The following is a 22,478-nucleotide window of genomic DNA, read 5'->3' as shown; positions in this document are numbered from 1 at the left end:
CATTTCTTGACATATAAATAAAGATGTATAAAGGAGAAGGCAATGATACGTATTATATTGGTGGCCATGACTGTCATATTATACCTGATTTTTTCCGTGCCGTTACTGGCCGTACTCAGGTTCAGGGCCAAAACGGACCCTGTGGGAGTCCAGAAAGTGAGTCTTGGAAAGATTCAGGGGGTGTTCCGTTTTATATTGAAGCTTGCAGGCGTTACATATGAGGTGCAGGGGCTGGAGAACATACCGTCAGACAGGGCTGTCCTCTATGTGGGCAACCACAGGAGCTACTTTGACATACTGGTGGGTTATATGACGGTTCCGGGGCTGACCGGGTTTGTGGCTAAGAAGGAAATGTTAAAGATACCCCTTCTGCGCACCTGGATGCAGAGGGTCAATTGTCTCTTCCTGGACCGCGTGGATATAAAGGAGGGCTTAAAGACCATCCTGGAAGGCATCGAGAAGGTGAAATCCGGCGTATCCATATGGATATTCCCGGAGGGAACCCGCAATGAGAACCAGGAGCTGACTCAGCTTCTGCCGTTCCATGAGGGAAGTCTGAAGATTGCGCAGAAAAGCGGATGTCCTGTTATACCGGTGGCCATCACGGGTACGGCAGAGATATTTGAACAGCACCTGCCCTTCGTAAAGCCCAGCCATGTGTGCATACGCTACGGGGAACCTATCTATATCAAGGAGCTTCCGGCTGAAAAACGCAAGTTTCCAGGGGCATATACAAGGGATGTGATAGAGGGTATGCTGAAAGAGATGAAGGAAGAACAGGAGCAGGATAAATAACCATGGAGAATCTGGATTTACAGGAAATCAGAGGCCAGCTGGATGAGATAGATACCAGGCTGGTGGAATTGTTTGAAAAGCGGATGGAGCTTTGCGGCCAGGTGGCGGAATTTAAGATTGGAACGGGAAAGGCTGTATACGACGGACAGCGGGAAAAGCAGAAGCTGGCCGCAGTGGCAGCCATGGCCCACAGTGAATTCAACCGGAAGGGAGTGCATGAGCTCTTCTCACAGATTATGACCATCAGCCGCAGGCTGCAGTACCGTCTTTTGGCGGAGCATGGCAAGGGCGGTGATACCGGATTTACCATGGTGGACGAGCTGAAGAGGGAAGGTGCGCGCATTGTCTACCAGGGAGTGGAGGGGGCCTACAGCCACAGGGCAGCCCTCCAGTATTTTGGGGAAGATGCTGATGTATACCATGTTCCGGTCTTTGAGGATGCCATGATAGAGGTGGAGGAGGGAAGGGCTGATTATGGAGTTCTTCCCATCGAGAATTCCCTGGCAGGGGCCGTGATTGACAATTACGATAATCTGCTGAAGCATGACATATACATTGTGGCAGAGACAAAGGTGGCAGTGGACCACGCGCTTTTAGGCCTGCCGGAGGCCTCCCTGGAGGATATCAGGCGTGTATATTCCCATCCCCAGGGACTGATGCAGTGTTCAGGGTATCTGGGCGCCCACAGGCAGTGGAGCCAGATAAGTGTGGAGAATACAGCCGGGGCAGCCAAGAAAGTACTGGAAGAGGGGGAAGTATCCCAGGCAGCGGTAGCCAGTCCCACGGCAGGAGCACTTTACGGCCTTAAGGTTCTGGAGGCCTCCATCAACAACAATAAGAACAATACCACCAGGTTCATTATCGTTGCCAGGAAACCCATGTACAGGAAGGATGCGGGAAAGGTAAGCATCTGCTTTGAAGGTTTACATAAGAGCGGCTCCCTGTATAATATGCTGGGAAACTTTATTTATAACGATGTGAACATGCTGATGATAGAATCCCGCCCCATAGAGGGACGCAGCTGGGAATACCGGTTCTTTGTGGATGTGGAGGGCTCGCTGGGCGACCCGGCAATCCGCAACGCACTGTTGGGAATCTCCGAGGAAGCGGTCAGCATGAGGATTCTGGGAAATTATTAGGGAGGCAGGAAGGTCATGGATATCAAAGATTTAGTAATATATAGAAACCTGGAGCACCAGGAGCTGTTTCGTGATATAGCCCATCTGATGGGATACGCACAGGGAGGGCAGGAGCCTGACGGTGCGTCCTGCGGCGGACGACTGACGGAGCTGGCTGTTAAGTACGGATTTGAGGGAAACCTCTGGCATTGTTTCCTGGCCTTCTGTCTGGCAAACAATGAAAATGCATACACTACCACATGTGAGATAACAGGACCGGCGGGCGGTTCCCTGGATGAGCTGGCCAGGGAGGACTGCCGGATCTTCAAGGCCCTGTTTGATTACGATATACGAAACCTGGAACCCTCCGGACTGTGGGCCCTGATGGAAGACTATAAACCGGCCAGGAAGGACAGCCGTGTATTTAACCGCCGGGTCAGAAACAGGATTGTAAACCTGGCAGTACAGCTGGAGGAATCTGCGGATGCAGGGGAGTTCCAGGACCATGTGGTGGATTTCTACAGGGAATTCGGTGTGGGAAAATTCGGGCTCAATAAAGCATTCCGCATCATCGAGAGGGAGGAAGGCCAGCCTGTTATCATCGACCCCATTATCAATGTGGAGCACATATATTTTAAGGATATAGTTGGCTATGAACTTCAGAAGCAGAAACTCATAGAGAACACAGAAGCCTTCGTGGAGGGAAAGGAAGCCAACAATGTACTTCTCTTCGGAGACGCGGGAACAGGCAAGTCCTCCAGCGTCAAGGCGGTGCTCAATGAATATTATGGCAGGGGTCTGCGCATCATTGAGGTATATAAGCACCAGTTTAAGGCGCTGTCCGATGTGCTGGAGCAGATTAAAGACAGAAACTACAAGTTCATTATTTATATGGATGACCTGTCATTTGAAGATTATGAGCTTGAGTATAAGTATCTGAAGGCGATTCTGGAGGGAGGGCTGGGCAAGCGTCCTGGCAACGTGCTCATCTATGCAACCTCCAACCGCCGCCACCTTATACGTGAGAAGTTCAGCGACAAGCGGGAGCTGGACGACGAGCTCCACAACAACGATACGGTGCAGGAAAAGCTGTCCCTGGCAGCACGGTTCGGTGTCACCATCTATTACGGCTCACCGGATAAGAGACAGTTTGAGACCATTGTAAAGGCGCTGGCGGATCGCCATGGCCTGGATATGCCGGAGCAGGAGCTTTTTGCCGAGGCCAACAAGTGGGAACTGAGCCACGGAGGTTTGTCGGGAAGAACGGCTGCGCAGTTCATAACCCATCTGAAGGCAAGGCAGTAGGTTCTGTGCGGGACTTCTTTTACGTAAATTTTACATAGTTTTTACCGCCTTTCGATGTATGATGGGAGGAGGCCGTATATAATAACCATGAGTCAACCTATAAGGGACCGATAAGGAGTTGAGAAAAGTGGCAGTTCGGACATTTGCGGCGATTGATGTGGGTTCATTTGAGCTGGAGCTGGGTATCTATGAGATGACCTATAAGACAGGAATCCGGCGTATTGACCACGTACGCCATGTAATAGCTCTTGGTAAAGACACCTACAGCACAGGTAAGATAAGCTATGAGCTGGTGGAGGAGATGTGCCAGGTACTGGAGGAATTTGTCCAGATTATGAAGTCCTATAAGGTAAAGGACTACAGGGCATATGCAACCAGTGCCATGAGGGAGGCGCACAACCGCCAGATTATCCTGGACCAGATCCGGGTGAGGACAGGGCTTACGGTGCGCATTATCAGTAATTCAGAGCAGCGGTTCATCAGTTATAAGGCCATAGCTGCCAAGGCAGCAGAATTTAATAAAATTATCCAGAAGGGGACCGCCATCGTGGATGTGGGATTCGGAAGCGCGCAGCTGTCTCTTTTTGACAAGGATTCTCTGGTGACCACTCAGAACCTGCCCCTGGGCACCCTTCGCGTAAGGGGGCTGTTAGCCAGGATACCGGCCACTGTGGAAGAGCACAAGCAGCATATAGAGGAGATTGTGGACAATGAACTGTTCACCTTCCGGAAGATGTATCTGAAGGACAGGGAAATCACAAACCTCATTGGCATCGGTGAGAATATTCTTTATATTATCAACAGGCTGGACCTGAATACCTACGGGGATAAGGTTGACGCGGCCACGATGAACCGTTTCTACGAGCGCATGTGCCAGATGACAACGGATCAGATCGAGGAGCGATTCGGAGTCAACAGCGAGTATGCGTCCCTGCTCCTGCCAAGTGTGGTGGTATACAAACGGATTCTGGAGCTGACCGGGGCCGAGATGTTCTGGGTGCCCGGCATCCGCCTCTGTGACGGCATTGCAGCAGAATATGCCAGCGAGAACAAGCTAGTGAAATTCAGCCACAACTTTGAGAACGATATACTGGCTGCGTCCAGGAACATTGCGAAGCGCTATAAGTGCCACACCAGCCATAACCAGGTGCTGGAACAGTATGCCCTGTGTATCTTTGACAACATGAAGAAATTCCACGGCCTGGGGCAGCGGGAACGGCTGATGCTGCAGATTGCGGTGCTGCTCCATGCCTGCGGAAAGTTTATAAGCATAAAGAATTCCAACGAATGCTCCTATAACATTATCATGTCCACGGAAATCATCGGCCTGAGCCATCTGGAGCGGGAGATCATTGCCAATGTGGTGCGGTATAATATCCGTGATTTTGACTATGACAAGGTACAGCTGGAGACCCAGGTGCATCAGGAGGAGGATATAGGAATGAGCCGCAACGCCATCACCATCCTCATTGCCAAGCTGACGGCCATCCTGCGTCTGGCCAATTCCATGGACCGCAGCCACAGGGGAAAGCTGGTGGACTGCCGCATGGCTATCCGGGAAAATGAACTGGTAATCACCACCGGTTATCCGGGGAATATGGCGTTGGAAGCCGCATCCTTTGAACAGAAGGCGGATTTCTTTGAAGAGATATTTGGCATAAGGCCGATACTCAGACAGAAAAGGAGGGTGTAGATATGGCAGAATCAGCTGGAAAGCCTCAGGCATCTAAATCCAAGACAGAAAAAGCGAAAGTAGAGAAAAACAGAGCGGAAAAAACCGATACCTCAAGGGCTGCTTCGGCAAAGAGCGGCTCATCCAGGGAAAACGCAGGGGTTAAGGCAGACGATACGGTGAAGGCGAACAGCGGGGCTAAAATAAGTGCCGGAGCTAAGGCACAGACTGGGGCTAAGGCAAATGCCGCTGTCAGGCCGGAAGCAGTCCCTGTGGATTTTGCAGCGGACCCGACGAATTATGTTAACCGTGAGCTGAGCTGGCTGGAATTCAACTACCGTGTGCTCAGCGAGTCCAGGGACAAGAGCATTCCCCTTTTTGAACGTCTTAAATTCCTGAGCATAACCGCCTCCAATCTGGACGAGTTTTATATGGTCAGGGTGGCCTCCTTAAAGGACATGGTACATGCAAAGTACACCAAGCCCGATATCGCCGGTCTGACGCCCCAGGAACAGCTGGACCGAATCAGCGAGAGGACCCATGAGCTGGTGGAGATGCAGTATTCAACCTACAACCGTTCCCTGGTGCCAACCCTGAGACAGAATGGGCTGCGCATGATTACAGAGCATGAGGATATGACGGAAGAAGAGGCGGCATATACGGACGAGTATTTTAGGAAGAATGTATATCCTGTTCTGACGCCCATGGCCTTTGATTCATCCAGACCCTTCCCGCTGATACGGAACAAGACGCTGAATATCGCTGCGCTTTTGAGGAAAAAGAGCGGAGAGGATGAGGAGCTGGAATTTGCCATGGTGCAGGTTCCCTCGGTGATTTCCAGAATTGTGGAGCTTCCCAGGGAGATAGATGAGGACGGCAAGGAGCGCAGGGTGGTCATCCTTCTGGAGGAAATCATAGAGCGGAACATGCCCTCGTTGTTCCTCAATTATGACATTGTGGCCTCTCATCCCTTCCGCATCATGAGAAATGCCGACCTTACCATAGATGAGGAGGAGGCGGTGGACCTGCTGGAGGAAATCCAGAAGCAGCTTAAGAAACGCCAGTGGGGCGAGGCCATCCGTCTGGAAATCGAGGACAATGTGGATAAGCGTCTCCTTAAAATCATCCGCAGGGAACTGTCCATAAACAGCCAGGATATTTTTGAAATCAACGGCCCTCTGGACCTGACGTTTCTCATGAAGATGTATGGACTGGAAGGCTTTGAGCTCTTCAAGGCACCCAGGTATGTGCCCCAGCCCGTGCCGGCCCTTATGAATGAAGACGATATATTCACCAATATCAGGAAGGGCGATATCCTGCTTCACCATCCATATCAGAGTTTTGATCCGGTGGTGAACTTTGTTCGCAGCGCTGCACGGGACCAGTCGGTCCTGGCCATCAAGCAGACCCTGTACCGTGTCAGCGGAAACTCTCCCATTATTGCGGCTTTGGCGGAGGCAGCGGACAATGGAAAGCAGGTGTCGGTTCTGGTGGAGCTGAAAGCCCGTTTTGACGAAGAAAACAATATCAACTGGGCAAAGATGCTTGAGAAGGCAGGGTGCCATGTAATATATGGCCTGGTGGGCCTTAAGACCCACAGCAAGATTACCCTGGTGGTACGGATGGAGGAAGATGGAATCCGCCGCTATGTACATCTGGGCACCGGCAATTACAATGATTCCACAGCAAAGCTTTACACGGACTGCGGCATACTTACCTGCAATCCCCAGATAGGGGAGGACGCCACAGCTGTATTCAATATGCTGTCAGGTTATTCCGAGCCCCTGGCCTGGAATAAGCTGTCTGTGGCCCCTCTCTGGCTCAGGGGACGGTTCCTGCGCATGATACGCAGGGAGGCTGAACATGCCAGGGAAGGAAGGCCCGCCCATATTATGGCCAAGATGAATTCACTTTGTGACAAGGAAATTATCACAGCTCTGTATGAGGCGTCCTGCGCAGGCGTGAAGGTGGAAATGATTATCAGGGGTATCTGCTGCCTCAAGGCAGGCGTACCGGGACTCAGCGAGAATATTTCCGTGCGTTCCATTGTGGGAAACTTCCTGGAGCACAGCCGTATCTTTTATTTCTTTAATGACGCAAGTCCTGAGGTATACATGGGCAGCGCGGACTGGATGCCCAGGAACTTAGACCGCCGGGTGGAAATCATGTTCCCTGTTGAGGACGAGGTATTAAGGGAAAAGGTCATCCATATTCTGGAAGTGGAGCTGGAGGACAATGTAAAGGCCCATATTCTTCAGCCGGACGGCAGCTACGAGAAGGAAGACAAGAGGGGAAAGGTCCTGGTCAATTCCCAGGAGCAGTTCTGCCGGGAGGCCATTCTTATGGCTAAGGAGTCCGCAGATCAGGAGGACCCGGCCAGGAGCAGGGTCTTTAAGCCGGTTATGAGCAGTAATTAGGAATGTTCCGGAAAGAAACGTTCCAGGAAAAACATTCAAGATAGAATCGTGTAAGAAAGAATCCCCGGGCCGGCCTGGGGATTCTTTTTACAACATGTAACAAATTTGCATCCTGATTAATGCACAAACACCAGCGAAAGCAGAAATACAACTATAATAGTCACGATACCCATAACTCCGGTCATGCCGGTCTGGCACTTATAAGCATCCTTTGTCTCCATATCGGAAAACTGGGATACCACCCAGAAGTAGGAATCATTGGCATGGGACACGGTCATGGAACCGGCGCCAATGGCCATGATGACGAGTACCTTTGCCAGCGGGGAGGTGAATCCCAGGGCAGGCATCAGCGGGGCAATCATAGCGGAGGTGGTAATCATGGCCACGGTGGAAGCGCCCATGGCTGTCTTTAACAGGGCCGCAATGATGAAGGGAAGGAATACGCCTACGCCAAGGCCCAGAAGGGAAGCGCTCAGGGCATCTGCAATAGGAAGTTTCTGAAGAATGGCTCCAAACGCGCCGCCTGCGCCGGTGATGGCCAGGATGCCGGCGGAATTGGTGACACCTTCTGTAATCCAGGACAAGGTATTTTTCTTCTCAGCAGCCGGAACCAGGGTCATGGCCAGGAACACGCCTAAAATCAGGGCAATAACAGGATTACCGATGAAGGAGAAGAACATTTTTACAACCCCGTCTCCAAAGGGTGCGCTTGGGAAATCACCTACGGATTTAAGTGCAATCAGTACGATGGGAAGCAGGATTGGTGAAAAGCTGTGAAGAGCGCCGGGCAGCTTGCCGTATTTCTGAAGCAGCTCATCCACTGTGTACTCAGGGTTGGCGGGAATATCAATTTTGCTGGATACCTTCTTGGCATAGATGAGCGCCGACAGGGTGGCTGGTATGGATACCAGAAGTCCTACCAGTATGGTCAGCCCCAGATCGGCTTCCAGGGTACCTGCCATGGCAATGGGGCCGGGAGTGGGAGGAACCAGACAGTGGGTTGCATATAAACCGCCTGACAGGGCAGTGGCCATAACGGCCAGGGATACATTGCTCTGGCTGGCCAGGGCCCTTGATATAGGGCTTAAGATGACAAAGCCGGAGTCGCAGAATACAGGGATACCTGTCACATAGCCTGTGATGGCCATGGTCAGGACGCTGTTCTTTTTTCCGACCATTTTAAGGATGGTGTTGGCCATTGTCAGGGCAGCACCTGTTTTTTCAAGAATGGTTCCGATGATGGTTCCTGCCAGAATTACAATACCGATGCTGGCCAGTATGTTTCCGAAACCGCTTTTTACCGTGTTGATGACTTCCTCTGTGGGAATTCCGCAAACCAGGCCCACAGCAATGGCTATAACCGTAAGTACGATGAAGGGGTGCTGGTTAAACTTGGATATGGCCAATACCATACATACTACGGCCAGAAATATGACTAAGAATATAAATAAACCTGACATTGTAAAACCTCCTCAAATATGTTTAGGTGATATCATCTACCGGATGATACATGAAAATCAGACGAATCAGGAATTCCCTGGTAAAGGGAGTCTCATTTTCCAGGTCCAGCAGCTGGAACAGCCGTTTCATCCTGTAAAGAAGGGTGTTTTTGTGAAGATGAAGCCGCTCGGATGCCTTCTGCACACTGCCGTTCTCCTGGTAATATACCCTGGCAGTCACCAGAAGGACCTCGGCCTGTCTGGCATCCTGGCTGGCTGTCAGTTTCCGGTACAGCATTTCCGCGTACTTCGTACCGCCGTGAATCAGGGACTTGTAAATCAGATACTGAATTTTGACCTGACTGTCCTCCAGATTACGGACCGGCCCGCCCTCCATGGAAATCAGGGTGTTGGATTCCTTCATACCGCCCGGAATGTCCTCCAGCCGTGGGCAGGCGCCGCTGACAGCAATACAGAGCCCCTCCTCCCGGACCACCTGGGCTATGATTTTGTCCAGATCTTCGTCCGCTTTCCCATGTCTGGGAGCACTGTGAATGATGATGCAGTCATTGTTCTGGATGCCGAACACATCTCTTGAGCGGTCCAGGGTGCCCTGCCACATCATGTTCTGGAAGAGCTGGGTGTAATGGTTCATCTGCTCCCTGGTATTTTTCCGCTTGCCTGCCCGTATCATAATGACCTTTACAGGAAATGCCAGCTGGACCGGAATCAGGGCGGACAGCTGGTAAATGGTTTCCATCTGCCCGATGTCTCCCAGAAGCAGCAGGCTCAGAAGGCGGTTTCTGACCTCAGATTCCACGTTCTGTTTCTGGGCCATGGCCTGCTGGGCAAAATGCTGTGTCACATAGACCTTCAGAAGATTGGCCACGTTCAGCATCTGCTCCTCGCATCCGAAGATGCCCACCACTCCAATCAGTTCGTCCTTCAGAAAGATGGGCATGTTATAGCCCTCCTTTGCTCCGGGATACCGGGGCAGATCCTTTGTCTCAATAAGAACCGGTTTTCCCGTGGCAATGACCTCAGCCGCGCCCTGGTGGAAGGTACCGATGCGTTCCTGTTCCGTGGAGGCGATAATGGTACCTTCCCGGTCCATGATATTGATGGTGCGTCCTCCCACCAGGGAGGATGTGGCCTCCACGAAATCCTGTGCCATACTGGAAAATTCTAGCATACATTCCTCCTGCCGTGAGATACATCCCCGATGGTATCAAAAAAATTAAAAGTGCATCGGGTATCAGAGGAACAGGCAGTCGCCAGCGCCCAGATACACGGTGTTCAGTTCCGGATGTTCAGCCATCATGCTTTGCAGAAGTTCCCCGGAGCAGTGGTTAAAGCCCAGAAGTCCGATGCCCAGGTCCTTCATGGTACGCAGGGTCATATGTATGCGCTCCCGGTCAGCCTCCACCAGGTGGGTCCCTCCCACCACGGCACGTATGGGCTGGGAAAAGCGCTTACTTACTGTATCCAGGATGTTGAGTATGCCCGGATGGCTGCAGCCCACGATTACCACCAGTTCACCTTTGTCCTCCAGTACAAGACAGACCTCATCCTGAAAATAATCCTGCTTCCACCCGTCTTTGTCCCGTATCACAAAACGTTCCGGGACCGTCTCAAAGTCATGGGACCGTGTTATACCGCCCATAACCCAGCAGTCCTTGCCAATGGGAAGGACAGAATCGCACACCATATGCCGGATACCGTGCTCCTCCAGAAACAGGCTGTCAAAACCAGTTCCCAGATAGGTTGCCTTCAGGCCGTTCCTTGCATACTTTTCTTCAAAAAAACCGTTTCCCGTAACCAGGGGACAGCTGAGACCTGCCGCCACAAAATCCCTGTAACCCGCAGCATGGTCATAGTGCCCGTGGCTTCCCACTGCAATGTCGGCCTGTTCCGGCCGGATTCCCAGCCTCAGGGCATTTTCCAGGGCGTGCCTGCCTGCTCCGAAATCAAAGAGGATGCGCATATCTCCTGTTTCCACATAAAAGGACAATCCGTGTTCTGCCTTCATGGCTTTTTGCTCTCCGGCCAGATTGTCCATGACAGTTACTATCTTGATGATCCTCACCTCCTAAAAGTTTATAAAATTTTTATAATATTTATGAAATAATTATATCATAATTTACTTCTTTTTCCATTGTGACAGAACACAAATATTTGCAAAAAAATCTATTTTTCAGTCTATTTTTATTTAATGTATACAAATGAAAGAAGATATTACCATTATAGGGAGGTCCGGTGCATTGTAACAGAAATTCCCACAATATTTCAAGAAAAAAGTAAGGAAAACCTTGATATATTATGTTAGAATAGGTCATATAAGTTAACATATGAGGAGGGGACATCATGCCCGATATAAATATCCTGGTAGTAGATGATGAAAAAGAGATTGCGGATTTGATTGAGATTTATCTTGTAAGTGACGGTTATAAAGTGTTTAAGGCGGAGAATGCTGCCAAGGGGCTGGAAATTATTTCCAAAGAAGAGGTACACCTGGTACTGTTGGACATTATGATGCCGGGGATGAACGGCCTGGAGATGTGCAAGAAGATAAGGGAAAACAACAACATTCCGATTATCATGCTCAGCGCCAAGTCCACGGATTTAGACAAGATATTAGGGCTGGGAACAGGGGCGGACGATTATGTGGTGAAACCCTTTAACCCGCTGGAACTGACAGCCAGGGTCAAATCACAGCTGCGCCGTTACACCCAGTTAAACCCAAACAGCGCTTCCAAGGAAAAGGCCAATAACGAGATTACCATTAAGGGAATGACCATTAATAAGGATAATCATAAAGTAATCGTGGACGATGAGGAAATCAAGCTCACCCCCATTGAGTTTGATATCCTGTACCTGCTGGCTTCCAACCCGGGCAAGGTATTCAGCACCGACGAGATATTCGAGAAGGTGTGGAATGAAAAGGTATATGAGGCCAACAATACGGTCATGGTACATATCAGACGCCTGAGAGGTAAGATGAAAGAGGACACCAGACAGAATAAAATCATCACCACAGTGTGGGGAGTAGGTTACAAAATTGAAAAGTGATATGAGCAGGCGCTACCATACCCGGGTTGTTACCAACATTCTATACAGCGCTGTCATTTCCTGTCTGGTGGAAATATTTCTGGTGACCAACGTGTCCATGATCGCCAGATACATGGAAGAGTCCGGACGTATGAACCGCCTGCTTCAGGCTGTGCTGGATTACCATGTGGCGGTGGTGCTGGTCTATGTGGTATCCGGGCTGGTGCTGTTCGCGGTGACGTTTATGATTCTGCAGGAACCCTATATCCGCTATATCAGCAATATATCAGATGCGGTTCAGAGCATATCAGAAGGCAATCTGAACACCACCATTGATGTGATTGGGGATGACGAGTTCTCCAGTATGGCTGCCAACCTTAACAAGATGGTGGAGGATATACGGGAACTGATGGATAAGGAGAGGGAATCGGAGCGCACCAAAAACGAGCTCATAACCAATGTGGCCCACGACCTGCGCACACCCCTTACATCCATCATCGGATACCTGGAGCTGTTGGCCGGCAACAGTAAGATACCGGCGCAGATGCAGCACAAGTACATAGAGATTGCATATGGAAAGGCGCGGCGACTGGAAAAGCTGATTGAAGATCTGTTTGGGTTTACCAAGCTCAATTATGGCAGGATATCCATGCATGTATCCCAGCTGGATGTGGTAAAACTGCTGGGACAGCTTCTGGAGGAGGCATACCCGAACTTTGTGGAAAAGAACCTGTCATATGATCTGCAGAGCAATGTACCGGTAAAAATCATAACAGCTGACGGCAATCTGCTTGCCCGTCTGTTCGATAACCTGATTGGCAATGCCATCAAGTATGGCGCCGACGGAAAAAGAGTCCTGGTAAAGATACTGGCCCAGGAGGATGTGGTGACGGTCTCCATTACAAATTACGGTTATGTCATACCGCCGGAGGAGCTGCCTCTGATATTCAACAAGTTTTACCGGGTGGAACAGTCCCGTTCCAGCAGTACGGGGGGCACGGGCCTGGGACTTGCCATTGCAAAGGAAATAGTGGACATGCACGGGGGAACCATCAATGTGACCAGCGATTTGGACGGCACCGTGTTCACGGTAAAACTTCAGGTGAATTTTGACATCAATAAAGAGAATTTTGGAACCATTAGCTGACTTGAACGGAGAATATAGGATGAGGAAGTGTAACATGCGGATATTTCCAGAGAAAATAAAAAGGGCGCTGAAAAGCACCCTTTTTGGCTTAATGCTGGCAGCGTCTGTCACGGTCCAGTCCCTGGGAGCCCAGGCCTTGGGGACGGACAGCACGGCTGCCAAGGAGGAAACCGTGGAATCACCGGTGGCCATGGACGTGGTCTACGGTTATCAGAATACTGCGAAAAGCGGCCGTTTCCTGCCCCTTAAAATCGAGCTGTCCAGCCAGTCCGGCCAGGTGTTTAATGGAACCCTGTGTATTCTGGCCATGGAGTCGGACTTCCAGGGATATAACATGAACCTGGATTATGATGTATACCGGTATGAGTATCCGGTTGAAATTGAACCCGGGGGAAACGTGAACAAATCAGTGAGCATATCGCTGGGGGCAAGGGTGGACCAGATGTATGTGCGCCTGCTGGATGAGAATGGGGATGAGGTGGTAAGCAAACGCCTGAAGCTGAACCTGAACCTGGAGACAGCAGAGCTTTTTATCGGTGTGCTCAGTGACAGTCCGGCGGAGCTTCTGTATTTTAACGGCGTGGGCATTAACTACAGTACCCTCAGAACCAAGACCATCGAGATGACGGCATCCACTCTGCCGGCATCGGAACTGGGACTGGACCAGCTGGATGTGCTGCTGATAACGGATTTTGATTCCGGAAAACTGTCAGGTCAGCAGATAGAGGCTGTGTGGGAGTGGGTCCGCAAAGGCGGCGTTCTGCTCATAGGAACCGGGGAAAGAGGAGAGGATACCCTGAGGGGCTTTGGAAAGGAACTTCTGGAGCAGCCTCTTCCCCAACCGGATGAACGGGTCATCAACATGGGTGTGGAATACGCGGTGGACCGGCCGGAAGGCGCCTCCATCCCCCTGGTTTGCACGGATGTCATGCTGAAAGGCGGCACCGAGGTGCTGGGCAGCGATGAGCTGTCCGTCCTCTCATCGGTTTCAGCTGGCAGCGGACTGGTAGCCGTGGCCATGTATGATTTCGTGGACATAGAGGAATTCTGCCAGGCCAATATCTCTTATATTGACAATCTGTTTACCACCCTTCTGGGTGAAGATAAGATAAACGGGCTGGCCAGCGCCATGGACGGCAGCACATCCAGCCAGTTCTGGTCAGTCCAGGGACTGATTAATACAGGCAACATCAATAACCTTCCAAAGGTGGGGCTGTATGTGACCCTGGCAGTGGCCTATGTGGCCCTGGCCGGACCCGGCCTCTACTTCTTCTGGAAACAGAGGGGGATGCGCCAGTATTACCAGCTGTCTGTGGGGATTCTGTCTCTGTGCTGTACCGGCATGGTCCTTCTCATGGGGATGAGCACCAGGTTCACAGGCCCCTTCTTTACCTATGCAACCATAAAGGATACGGACAGGGATGAGATTTCGGAAACCACATTCATCAACATGCGGGCTCCCTATAATAAACCGTACTCCGTAACTTTGAATCCGGAATACACCCTGTACCCCATTACGGGAAGCGCTTACTACAATATGGGGCCCCTGCCCAAATTTACGGGTGAGGAGACGCCGTCCATAACCATACATTACGGCGAGGAGGGAACCAGGCTCAGGTCCGACAATGTGGGCGCGTTCAACTCCAAGTTCTTTATGATGGAGCGCCGCACGGAAAACGGACAGCAGGAGGGATTTACAGGCGATGTAAATTCCTTTGACGGTAAGGTGACGGGAACCCTGACCAACAACTACAGCCAGGAAGTGGACAATGTGGCCATACTTCTGTATAATCAGATGATTCTCATTGGCCACATGGAGCCGGGTGAGACTGTAAGCCTGGACGGCATGAAGGTCATATACGGAATCACTAATTTTGGCTATGCCATGGCAGAGCAGATTACAGGGGCTTCCCGCTATAAGGAGGATAAGGATATACGGGATGCGGCTTATGTGCAGGCATTGGAGAGGACCAACCTCCTGTCCTTCTATATGGGCAGCTATCTGTCAGGCTACCATTCAGAGGCCAGGGTACTGGGATTCAGCAATGAGAAGGAGGAGACAGAATTTTTAAAGTCCTCCAATTATGAGACGTATGGTTCCACCCTGCTTACATCCTCTATTGATGTCAACTATGAACAGGATGGCATGATATACAGGTCCGCGCTTCAGAAGCAGCCCAATGTGCTGTCCGGCGAGTATTACGAGTCCAACAACAGCATGTACGGCCTGACTCCGGTTATGTTAGAGTATTATCTGGGAAATGACATCGAGGTGGAGAAGCTGTCCTTCCACCAGATGAGCGATGAGGTGGTGAAGAGCATGCGGTATTATTACACGGTGCCCTTTGCCGGCAATATGTATTTCTATAATTACAATACCGGCACTTATGATTCCATGGATACCCATGTCCAGTCCTATGACAGGGAAGATTTGGAGCCATACCTGTCTCCGGGCAACACCCTGACCATCAAGTATGTGTACGATGCCACAGGCGATTACACCTGGAATATCATGCTGCCCATACTGACTGTCACAGGAAGGAGTAAATAATGCTGGAGATAAGAGGATTACACAAGATATACGGAAAATACCACGCATTAAGCGGCCTGGACATGACGGTGGAGACCGGCGCCCTCTATGGGTTTGTGGGGCCCAACGGAGCCGGAAAGACCACTACCATTAAAATCATGACAGGACTCCTGGAGGCAGAGGAAGGCAGGATTACCATAAACGGCATGAACGCCCGTTTTGACCTGGGAAAGCTGAAGTCCATGATTGGCTATGTACCTGATTTTTTCGGGGTTTACGATAACCTGACCGTGTCGGAATACATGGAATTTTTTGCGGCCTGCCACCACATAAACGGTCTGGTGGCAAGGAAACGATATACGGCCCTGCTGGAGCAGGTGGGGCTGGAGGATAAGCTGGATTTCTTTGTGGACGGACTGTCCAGGGGTATGAAGCAGAGGCTGTGCCTGGCCAGGGCCCTGATTCACGATCCGGCCATCCTTATACTGGATGAACCCACTTCAGGTCTGGATCCCAGGACCCGTTTTGAGTTCAGGGAGATATTAAAAGAGCTCCAGGAGTCGGGCAAAACCATAGTAATCAGTTCCCATGTCCTGTCTGAGCTGTCCGAGCTCTGTACGGATATAGGAATCATAGACCAGGGAAGGATGGTGCTGGAGGGAAATATAGACGATATCCTGTCCAGGGTCAATACCTCCAACCCGCTGGTTATATCTGTGTTCACCAACATAGACAAGGCGCTGTCCATTCTTAAGAGCCATCCCTGCGTGCAGACCATATCCCTGCGGGAGCAGGATATATGCGTACGGTTTGCAGGTGATGCCCAGGACGAGGCCCTGCTGCTCCAGCAGCTCATTGACAGCGATGTGCTGGTTAACGGATTCACCCGGGAAAAGGGAAGCCTGGAATCCGTATTTATGCAGCTGACAGAACATGAAGAGGAAAGGGTGGTGTTGTCTTATGATGCAAAATCCGGTCTATAGCCGGGAGATGAAGGTCAGTTCCAGAAGTATCCGGCTGCCCCTCATTATCGTGCTGTTCAACGGAATCCTGTCCATGGTCACACTGCTCAACATGTATTCCGCCGTGGCCCAGGTAGAGTCCACAGCAGTTATCCAGTACAGCAGCTTTATGGATATGTATGAGTTTGTCACCACCATTGAGTTTATACTGCTGATGTTCATAGTGCCGGCCGTGACAGCGGCCAGCATAAGCGGGGAGCGGGAGAGGCAGACCCTGGAACTGATGCTCACCACCCAGATGACGGCGTCACAGGTGGTAATTGGGAAGCTGATGAGCGCGCTGAGCACGCTGCTTTTGCTGATTGTGTCCAGTTTCCCGGCAGTGGCCATGGTATTTGTCTATGGAGGAATCACCTGGCAGGACATCCTGTCCCTTCTTATGTGCTATATAACAGTGGCCTTTTTTGCGGGAAGCCTGGGAATCTGTTTTTCAGCCCTGTTCAAGCGGTCAACCATATCCACGGTAGTTACCTACGGAGTGCTGATAGCCGTGGTGGCCGGGACATACTTCATAAATAAGTTTTCGCTCTCCCTGTCCTCCATGAATATAAATAATTCAGTGGTGGCTTATGGGTTCGGGGAAAATGTGGTCAAACCATCATCAGGAAATGTGATTTATCTGCTGCTTATTAATCCTGCGGCTACATTTTATACAATCATAAACGGACAGATGGGAGGCAGCGCGCCCACAGCCAAGATGGCGGGATATTTTGGTATGCAGTCCACTGGTTTTGTGATGGAGAACTGGATTATCATCAGCATTGTGATTCAGCTGTCCATAGCAGCGCTTATGATTTGGGTGGCCATCAAGGCAGTGGAGCCGGTTAAGCGCAGGCGCAGACAGAAGAAGGCATCTAAGAAAGGGGATTAATCATGGGAATCATTAAAGCAGTTACCACAGCAGTGGGAGGAGCCCTGGCAGACCAGTGGCTGGAGGCCGTAGAGCCGGATGATATGGGGGACAGAACCGTCTTTGTCCGGGGCGTCCAGGTGCGCAGGGGAAAGGGATCTAATACAAAGGGTTCATCTGATATTGTGTCAGACGGTTCCGTCATCCATGTGTATCCCAACCAGTTTATGATGCTGGTGGACGGCGGAAAAATAGTGGATTATACGGCGGAGGAAGGCTACTACAAGGTCAGCCATTCCTCCATGCCCTCCATGTTTAACGGGCAGTTTGGAGAGGCTTTGAAGGAGTCATTTAACCGTATCCGTTTCGGTGGCGTGACACCGGGGGCTCAGAAGGTATATTATGTCAACCTTCAGGAGATAAAGGGAATTAAATTCGGCACCCGCAACCCAGTGAATTATTTTGACAACTTTTACAATGCAGAGCTGTTCCTGAGGGCCCATGGAACGTATTCCATCAAAGTGACAGACCCCATTAAATTTTACGCTGAGGTCATTCCAAAGAATGCAGACCATGTGGAAATAGACTCCATCAATGAGCAGTACCTGTCGGAGTTCCTGGAGGCTTTGCAGACATCCATCAACCAGATGTCAGCAGACGGCACCAGGATATCCTACGTCACATCCAGGAGCCGGGAGCTGGGACAGTATATGGCCCAGACGCTGGATGAGGAATGGACCCGGATGCGGGGCATGGAGATACAGGCAGTGGGTATTGCCAGCATTACCTACGACGAGGAATCCCAGAACCTGATTAACCTGAGGAACCGGGGCGCTATGATGAGTGATCCGTCAATCAGGGAGGGGTATGTGCAGACTACCATTGCGGAGGGGCTTAAAAATGCAGGTTCCAACGACAGCGGAGCCATGGCCGGTTTTATGGGCATGGGGATGGGAATGCAGATGGGCGGCGGCTTCATGGGCGCGGCATCCAACACCAACATGCAGCAGATGCAGATGAACCAGGCCCCGGGCCAGATGCCCGGAAATACCGGAATGCCGGGGATGGGAGGCCATCCGACGGGAGGTCAGCCAGCGGGCAATCAGCCGATGGGAGGCCAGCCGGCGGGAGGTCAGCCGATGGGAAGTCAGCCGATGGGAGGTCAGCCGATGGGAAGTCAGCCGATGGGAGGTCAGCCGGCGGGAGGTCAGCCGATGGCCAGCCAGCCAGTGGGCGTCCAGCCGGCCGGAAGCCAGTGGGCTGTGCCCAACCAGATGGCCGGAACGCAGCCGGGCAGCGCGGGAATGGCCGGTCAGATGCCCGGAACACAGCCGGGCAGCGCATGGACCTGCCCCGGCTGCGGGACCTCTAATACGGGTAAGTTCTGCGGCGAGTGCGGCCATCCCCGTCCCGATACACCGTGGACCTGTGCCTGCGGAAACATCAATACGGGAAAATTCTGCAGCGATTGCGGGAAACCAAGGCCCTAAATGCTGTGATTACAGGAGAGAGAGAATATGGCAGCCATAACCTACAAATGCCCCAACTGTGACGGAGGCCTTGTATTTGACCCGTCTTCACAGAAATACCACTGCGAATACTGCCTGTCTGATTTTACCCAGGAGGAACTGGAATGTCTGAGTCAGGAACTGGTGCGCAGGAAAGCGGAACACCAGGAACCGGGACTCCAGGGACAGGACAGCCGGGAACCGGAGCGCCGGGAACCGGGCAGTGCTGGGGCACAGCCGGTTCTTTATACCTGCCCCAGCTGCGGAGCCCAGATTGTGACGGACGAAACCACTGCAGCGACTTTCTGCTATTACTGCCATAATCCGGTGGTGCTGGCAGGACGGCTGGAAGGGCAGTTCAGACCGGATTATGTAATACCCTTCCAGATAGACAGGCAGAAGGCGGAGGAGATTTTTTCCCAGTGGATAGGAAGAAAAAAGTATGTGCCGGAGACATTTTACAATAAAAAACAGATTGAGAGTATGAGCGGGGTTTATTTCCCGTATTGGCTTTACAGCTGCCGGGTGGACGGGGAGCTGGACGCCCAGGGGACCAGGCTCAGGACGTGGGATACCGCAGGCATGAGGTATACGGAGACAACGGTATACGACGTAAAACGCCAGGGAACCATGGAGGTAGACCATGTGGCCAGAAATGGCCTGAGAAAGGCCAACCGGCAGCTGGTGGACAGTGTGCTTCCATACAGGATGAATGAAAAAGAGGATTTCTCCATGGGTTATCTTTCCGGATTTCTGGCCGAGAACCGGGATATGGAAAAAGAACAGTTTGTGCTGGACGTGCAGACCGAGGTCAGGCAGTTTGCCCTTCAAAGCCTCCAGGACCAGGCCGGGAGCTACAGCAGTATGCAGGTACGCAAAAAGGAAGCAGGCATACGGGATGAGAAGTGGAGTTATGCCCTGCTTCCTGTATGGACCCTTACATATAATGACAAGGCCAGGGGAAAGATATACTATTTCGCTCTCAACGGGCAGACCGGAAAAATCTGCGGAAAGCTGCCTGTGGACAGGAAGAAGATTATAATTCTCTTTTTCTCTGTGTTCCTTCCGCTGTTTTTATTACTTATGACAGGAGGGTATTTCTTAGGATGACAGGACGCAGAATGGTTAGATGGATCAGGTTCCTGGCGATTTCGGCAGCCGTGGTGTGCCTGGGAGTCTGGAGCGGGGCAGGCAGCATACTGGATTCCCAGGCACAGGAATCCGGGGCATATGGCAAGACTCAGGCCTATAATAAGGACAAGAATTATGAAAAGGACAAGAATTATGATAAGGACCAGAACCATAAGGAGGCCCGGAGGCTGTTCGATGAAGCGGATCTCATAACATCAGAGGAAGCAGGAAAGCTGGAGGAGCTGATTGCCCGGTGCAGGAAAAAGACCGGGATGGATGTGGCGGTGGTCACTGCTTATAATGACGGCAGCCATACGGCCAGTGAATATGCAGATGATTTTTACGACCAGAACGGACTGGGAACGGGCAGAAAAGCCAGCGGTGTGCTGTTTCTGATTTATATGGACAGACCCGGCAGCTATGGAGGTGAGGGCTATGTATCCACCACCGGTAATATGATACGGATTCTCACAGACCAGCGAATCGAACAGATACAGGATGATGTGGCTTATTCCCTGAAAACCCGTGATTATGCAGGGGCGGCAGCTGAATTCCTGAAGGATGTGGAGTATTATGTGGACAGGGGAATACAAAGGGGACAGTATAATTACGACACGGAAACAGGGGAAATCAGTATCTACAGAAGCATACGCTGGTACGAGGGAGTGTTTGCATTCCTGGTGTCAGCCGGGGTAGCAGGCTCGGTGTGCATGGGAGTGAAGCGGCGTTATTCCATGGAGCCCACCGGGCGGGAGAGAGCCAACAGCCTTTTGGCCTACCGGGCAGATGCCAAATTTGCCTTTGGGGACGCAGGAGATAATCTGATTCGCAAATTTGTTACATCGGCCCCTATACCAAGGCCCACACAGAATCATTCATCCGGGGGTTCAGGACGAAGCTCAGGGCGAAGTTCCACCCACCGGTCCAGCAGCGGCAGGAGCCACGGAGGCGGAGGCAGAAGATTTTAGAGGAATATTAAATGTGTTTTATGCACATTTTAAGGGTATGCGCGATATAATAAGGTATAGATGTGATTCAGAAAAATACCTTCTATCTGGTTGTGCCGCGCATCCAGCTGGTGCTTTAATCATAGATTACAGGGCAACCTGGGCGGTGATGACGTGTTGCAAGCGTTATTACCGTTTACATAGCCGGCATTATCTGATAAAATGAAACAGGAAGGGCACTCCCCTAAAGGGACGCCCTTTTATTGCTGTCAGGAGTTTATTTACCGGAAAGGAAGGATATCCATGAATTATACCTATATCCTCACCTGTGCGGACGGCACGTTTTACTGCGGCTGGACCAATGACCTGGACAAGCGTCTGAAGGTCCATAACCAGGGTAAAGGGGCCAAGTATACCAAACCCAGACGTCCGGTGGTGCTGTCCTATTATGAGGCATTTGAGACAAAACAGGAAGCCATGAGCAGGGAATATGCCATTAAACATATGAGCAGGGCAGAGAAGGAACATCTGATAAAGAAAACAGGTTTCCAGAGGACAAGCTGACCTTGAGACTGCTGCCGAAACTGCATACAAGAGAAAAGAACACTGCTTGCGGTATGAAATCATTGATTTCATATCAGAAGCAGTGTTCTCTGTATTTATACTCAATTAAACCTTATGCCACAAAGCGGTACATCATCACATAGTGGCAGAGGCTTCCGCCCATAACAAAGAGATGGAAAATCTCATGGGAACCAAAATATCTGTGGCGGGAGTTGAAGAACGGAAGCTTCATGGCATAAATAATACCGCCCGCTGTATAGATGATACCGCCTGCCAGAAGCCACATGAAGCCTGCCCTGGGCATGGAGCTCAATATTTTGGTTATAGCCAGTATGCACACCCATCCCATGGCAATGTAAATCAGGGATGAAAACCACTTGGGGCATGTAATCCACAGAGCGTTGATAAGGATACCCACAATGGCAATGCCCCACACCAGGGTCAGCATGGTCCAGCCGGTTTTATCGCCCAGGACAATCATGCATACAGGCGTATAAGTGCCTGCTATCAAAATAAAAATCATCATATGGTCTATCTTGCGCAGCAGCTTATTAATCTTAGGGGAGATATCCAGGGTATGGTATATCGTGCTGGCTGCATAAAGGCCAATCATGCTCAGAATGAAAATTGCCAGTGCGCTGATGCGCATATGTCCGGAGTCATGTCCTGCCTTTGAGAGCAGCGGTATGGCTGCGATGATAGCCAGAATCATAGCAATGAAATGGGTCAATGCGCTGCCGGGATCCTTAACCTTGGTAATCCCGCGTTTTAATTTTGCTGTCATAGTATCCAGCCTCCTTTTATTAAAAACACAGTACAGTTTAATCAAAACCCTGCAATGTAGTTTTAAATACTACATATGTTTGTATTATATACTATACACCTAAGACCAAAAATATGCAATACTTTTTAAGAATTACTTTGAATGCAAAACTAATTTCTGAATATAATCAACCGGGCAGAGGCAAAACTATGGTATAATCAA

18 protein-coding genes are annotated in these 22,478 nt (G+C 50.9%); 14 read left to right on the top strand and 4 right to left on the bottom strand.

The genetic code is table 11. From position 1 onward, the window contains the following. Positions 1-42 precede the first annotated feature (42 nt). The 5 genes from CGC65_RS28440 (at position 43) to CGC65_RS28420 (ending at position 7,307) form a co-directional block, all read left to right on the top strand. Complete coding sequence (locus CGC65_RS28440) at positions 43-795, top strand: lysophospholipid acyltransferase family protein (protein WP_002568918.1); 753 nt, start codon at positions 43-45, stop codon at positions 793-795. A 2-nt stretch (positions 796-797) separates the two neighbouring features. Next, on the top strand, positions 798-1,934 hold the full coding sequence (locus tag CGC65_RS28435) for a bifunctional chorismate mutase/prephenate dehydratase (protein WP_002568917.1): 1,137 nt from the start codon (positions 798-800) through the stop codon (positions 1,932-1,934). A 15-nt stretch (positions 1,935-1,949) separates the two neighbouring features. After that, positions 1,950-3,218 carry an ATP-binding protein gene (locus CGC65_RS28430; RefSeq protein WP_002568916.1) on the top strand — a complete coding sequence of 423 codons (1,269 nt, stop codon included), beginning with the start codon at positions 1,950-1,952 and terminating at the stop codon, positions 3,216-3,218. Between the two features lie 127 nt (positions 3,219-3,345). Then, the gene (locus tag CGC65_RS28425; RefSeq protein ID WP_002568915.1) at positions 3,346-4,911 is read left to right on the top strand and encodes a Ppx/GppA phosphatase family protein; all 1,566 of its coding nucleotides are present in this window, start codon (positions 3,346-3,348) and stop codon (positions 4,909-4,911) included. Positions 4,912-4,913: 2 nt separating this feature from the next. After that, on the top strand, positions 4,914-7,307 hold the full coding sequence (locus CGC65_RS28420; protein ID WP_002568914.1) for an RNA degradosome polyphosphate kinase: 2,394 nt from the start codon (positions 4,914-4,916) through the stop codon (positions 7,305-7,307). 116 nt (positions 7,308-7,423) lie between these two features. Here the strand turns inward: CGC65_RS28420 and CGC65_RS28415 are convergent, their stop codons facing one another. The 3 genes from CGC65_RS28415 to CGC65_RS28405 form a co-directional block, all read right to left on the bottom strand. Then, entirely contained in the window at positions 7,424-8,767 is a 1,344-nt protein-coding gene (locus CGC65_RS28415; RefSeq protein ID WP_002568913.1) for a GntP family permease, read from the bottom strand. Positions 8,768-8,789: 22 nt separating this feature from the next. Then, entirely contained in the window at positions 8,790-9,938 is a 1,149-nt protein-coding gene (locus tag CGC65_RS28410; protein WP_002568912.1) for a CdaR family transcriptional regulator, read from the bottom strand. A 63-nt stretch (positions 9,939-10,001) separates the two neighbouring features. Then, positions 10,002-10,805, bottom strand: coding sequence for an MBL fold metallo-hydrolase (locus tag CGC65_RS28405; RefSeq protein WP_007035607.1), 804 nt, complete (start codon positions 10,803-10,805; stop codon positions 10,002-10,004). A 305-nt stretch (positions 10,806-11,110) separates the two neighbouring features. Between CGC65_RS28405 and CGC65_RS28400 the strand changes: the two genes are divergently transcribed. The 9 genes from CGC65_RS28400 to CGC65_RS28360 all read left to right on the top strand — a co-directional run bounded on the left by CGC65_RS28400 (position 11,111) and on the right by CGC65_RS28360 (position 21,493). Further along, complete coding sequence (locus tag CGC65_RS28400) at positions 11,111-11,815, top strand: response regulator transcription factor (RefSeq protein ID WP_002568910.1); 705 nt, start codon at positions 11,111-11,113, stop codon at positions 11,813-11,815. Then, positions 11,805-12,941, top strand: coding sequence for a sensor histidine kinase (locus CGC65_RS28395; protein WP_002568909.1), 1,137 nt, complete (start codon positions 11,805-11,807; stop codon positions 12,939-12,941). Before CGC65_RS28400 ends, CGC65_RS28395 begins: the two co-directional genes overlap by 11 nt. A gap of 34 nt (positions 12,942-12,975) precedes the next feature. After that, positions 12,976-15,492, top strand: coding sequence for a hypothetical protein (locus tag CGC65_RS28390; RefSeq protein WP_002568908.1), 2,517 nt, complete (start codon positions 12,976-12,978; stop codon positions 15,490-15,492). Then, entirely contained in the window at positions 15,492-16,454 is a 963-nt protein-coding gene (locus CGC65_RS28385) for an ABC transporter ATP-binding protein (RefSeq protein ID WP_002568907.1), read from the top strand. The genes CGC65_RS28390 and CGC65_RS28385 overlap by 1 nt, the downstream gene beginning before the upstream one ends. Then, complete coding sequence (locus CGC65_RS28380) at positions 16,432-17,364, top strand: ABC transporter permease (RefSeq protein WP_002568906.1); 933 nt, start codon at positions 16,432-16,434, stop codon at positions 17,362-17,364. The genes CGC65_RS28385 and CGC65_RS28380 overlap by 23 nt, the downstream gene beginning before the upstream one ends. Positions 17,365-17,366: 2 nt before the next feature. Continuing rightward, the gene (locus CGC65_RS28375; RefSeq protein WP_002568905.1) at positions 17,367-18,833 is read left to right on the top strand and encodes an SPFH domain-containing protein; all 1,467 of its coding nucleotides are present in this window, start codon (positions 17,367-17,369) and stop codon (positions 18,831-18,833) included. A gap of 27 nt (positions 18,834-18,860) precedes the next feature. Beyond that, positions 18,861-19,961, top strand: a complete 1,101-nt coding sequence (locus CGC65_RS28370) for a TFIIB-type zinc ribbon-containing protein (protein WP_002568904.1) — start codon at positions 18,861-18,863, stop codon at positions 19,959-19,961. Continuing rightward, a complete protein-coding gene (locus tag CGC65_RS28365) occupies positions 19,958-20,950 on the top strand; it encodes a TPM domain-containing protein (protein ID WP_002568903.1) in 993 nt (330 codons plus the stop codon). Before CGC65_RS28370 ends, CGC65_RS28365 begins: the two co-directional genes overlap by 4 nt. Positions 20,951-21,232: 282 nt before the next feature. Beyond that, positions 21,233-21,493, top strand: coding sequence for a GIY-YIG nuclease family protein (locus CGC65_RS28360; protein WP_002568902.1), 261 nt, complete (start codon positions 21,233-21,235; stop codon positions 21,491-21,493). Positions 21,494-21,605: 112 nt separating this feature from the next. On the opposite strand, the gene trhA is transcribed toward CGC65_RS28360, so the two are convergent. Then, positions 21,606-22,277 (bottom strand): PAQR family membrane homeostasis protein TrhA, encoded by a 672-nt coding sequence (gene trhA, locus CGC65_RS28355; RefSeq protein ID WP_002568901.1) that lies wholly within the window; start codon positions 22,275-22,277, stop codon positions 21,606-21,608. Positions 22,278-22,478: the final 201 nt, after the last annotated feature.

The organism is Enterocloster bolteae (assembly GCF_002234575.2).
GTDB classification, from domain to species: domain Bacteria; phylum Bacillota; class Clostridia; order Lachnospirales; family Lachnospiraceae; genus Enterocloster; species Enterocloster bolteae.
The sequence above is the reverse complement of the archived record's forward strand: the minus strand, read 5'-3'. Positions and strand labels throughout refer to the sequence as shown.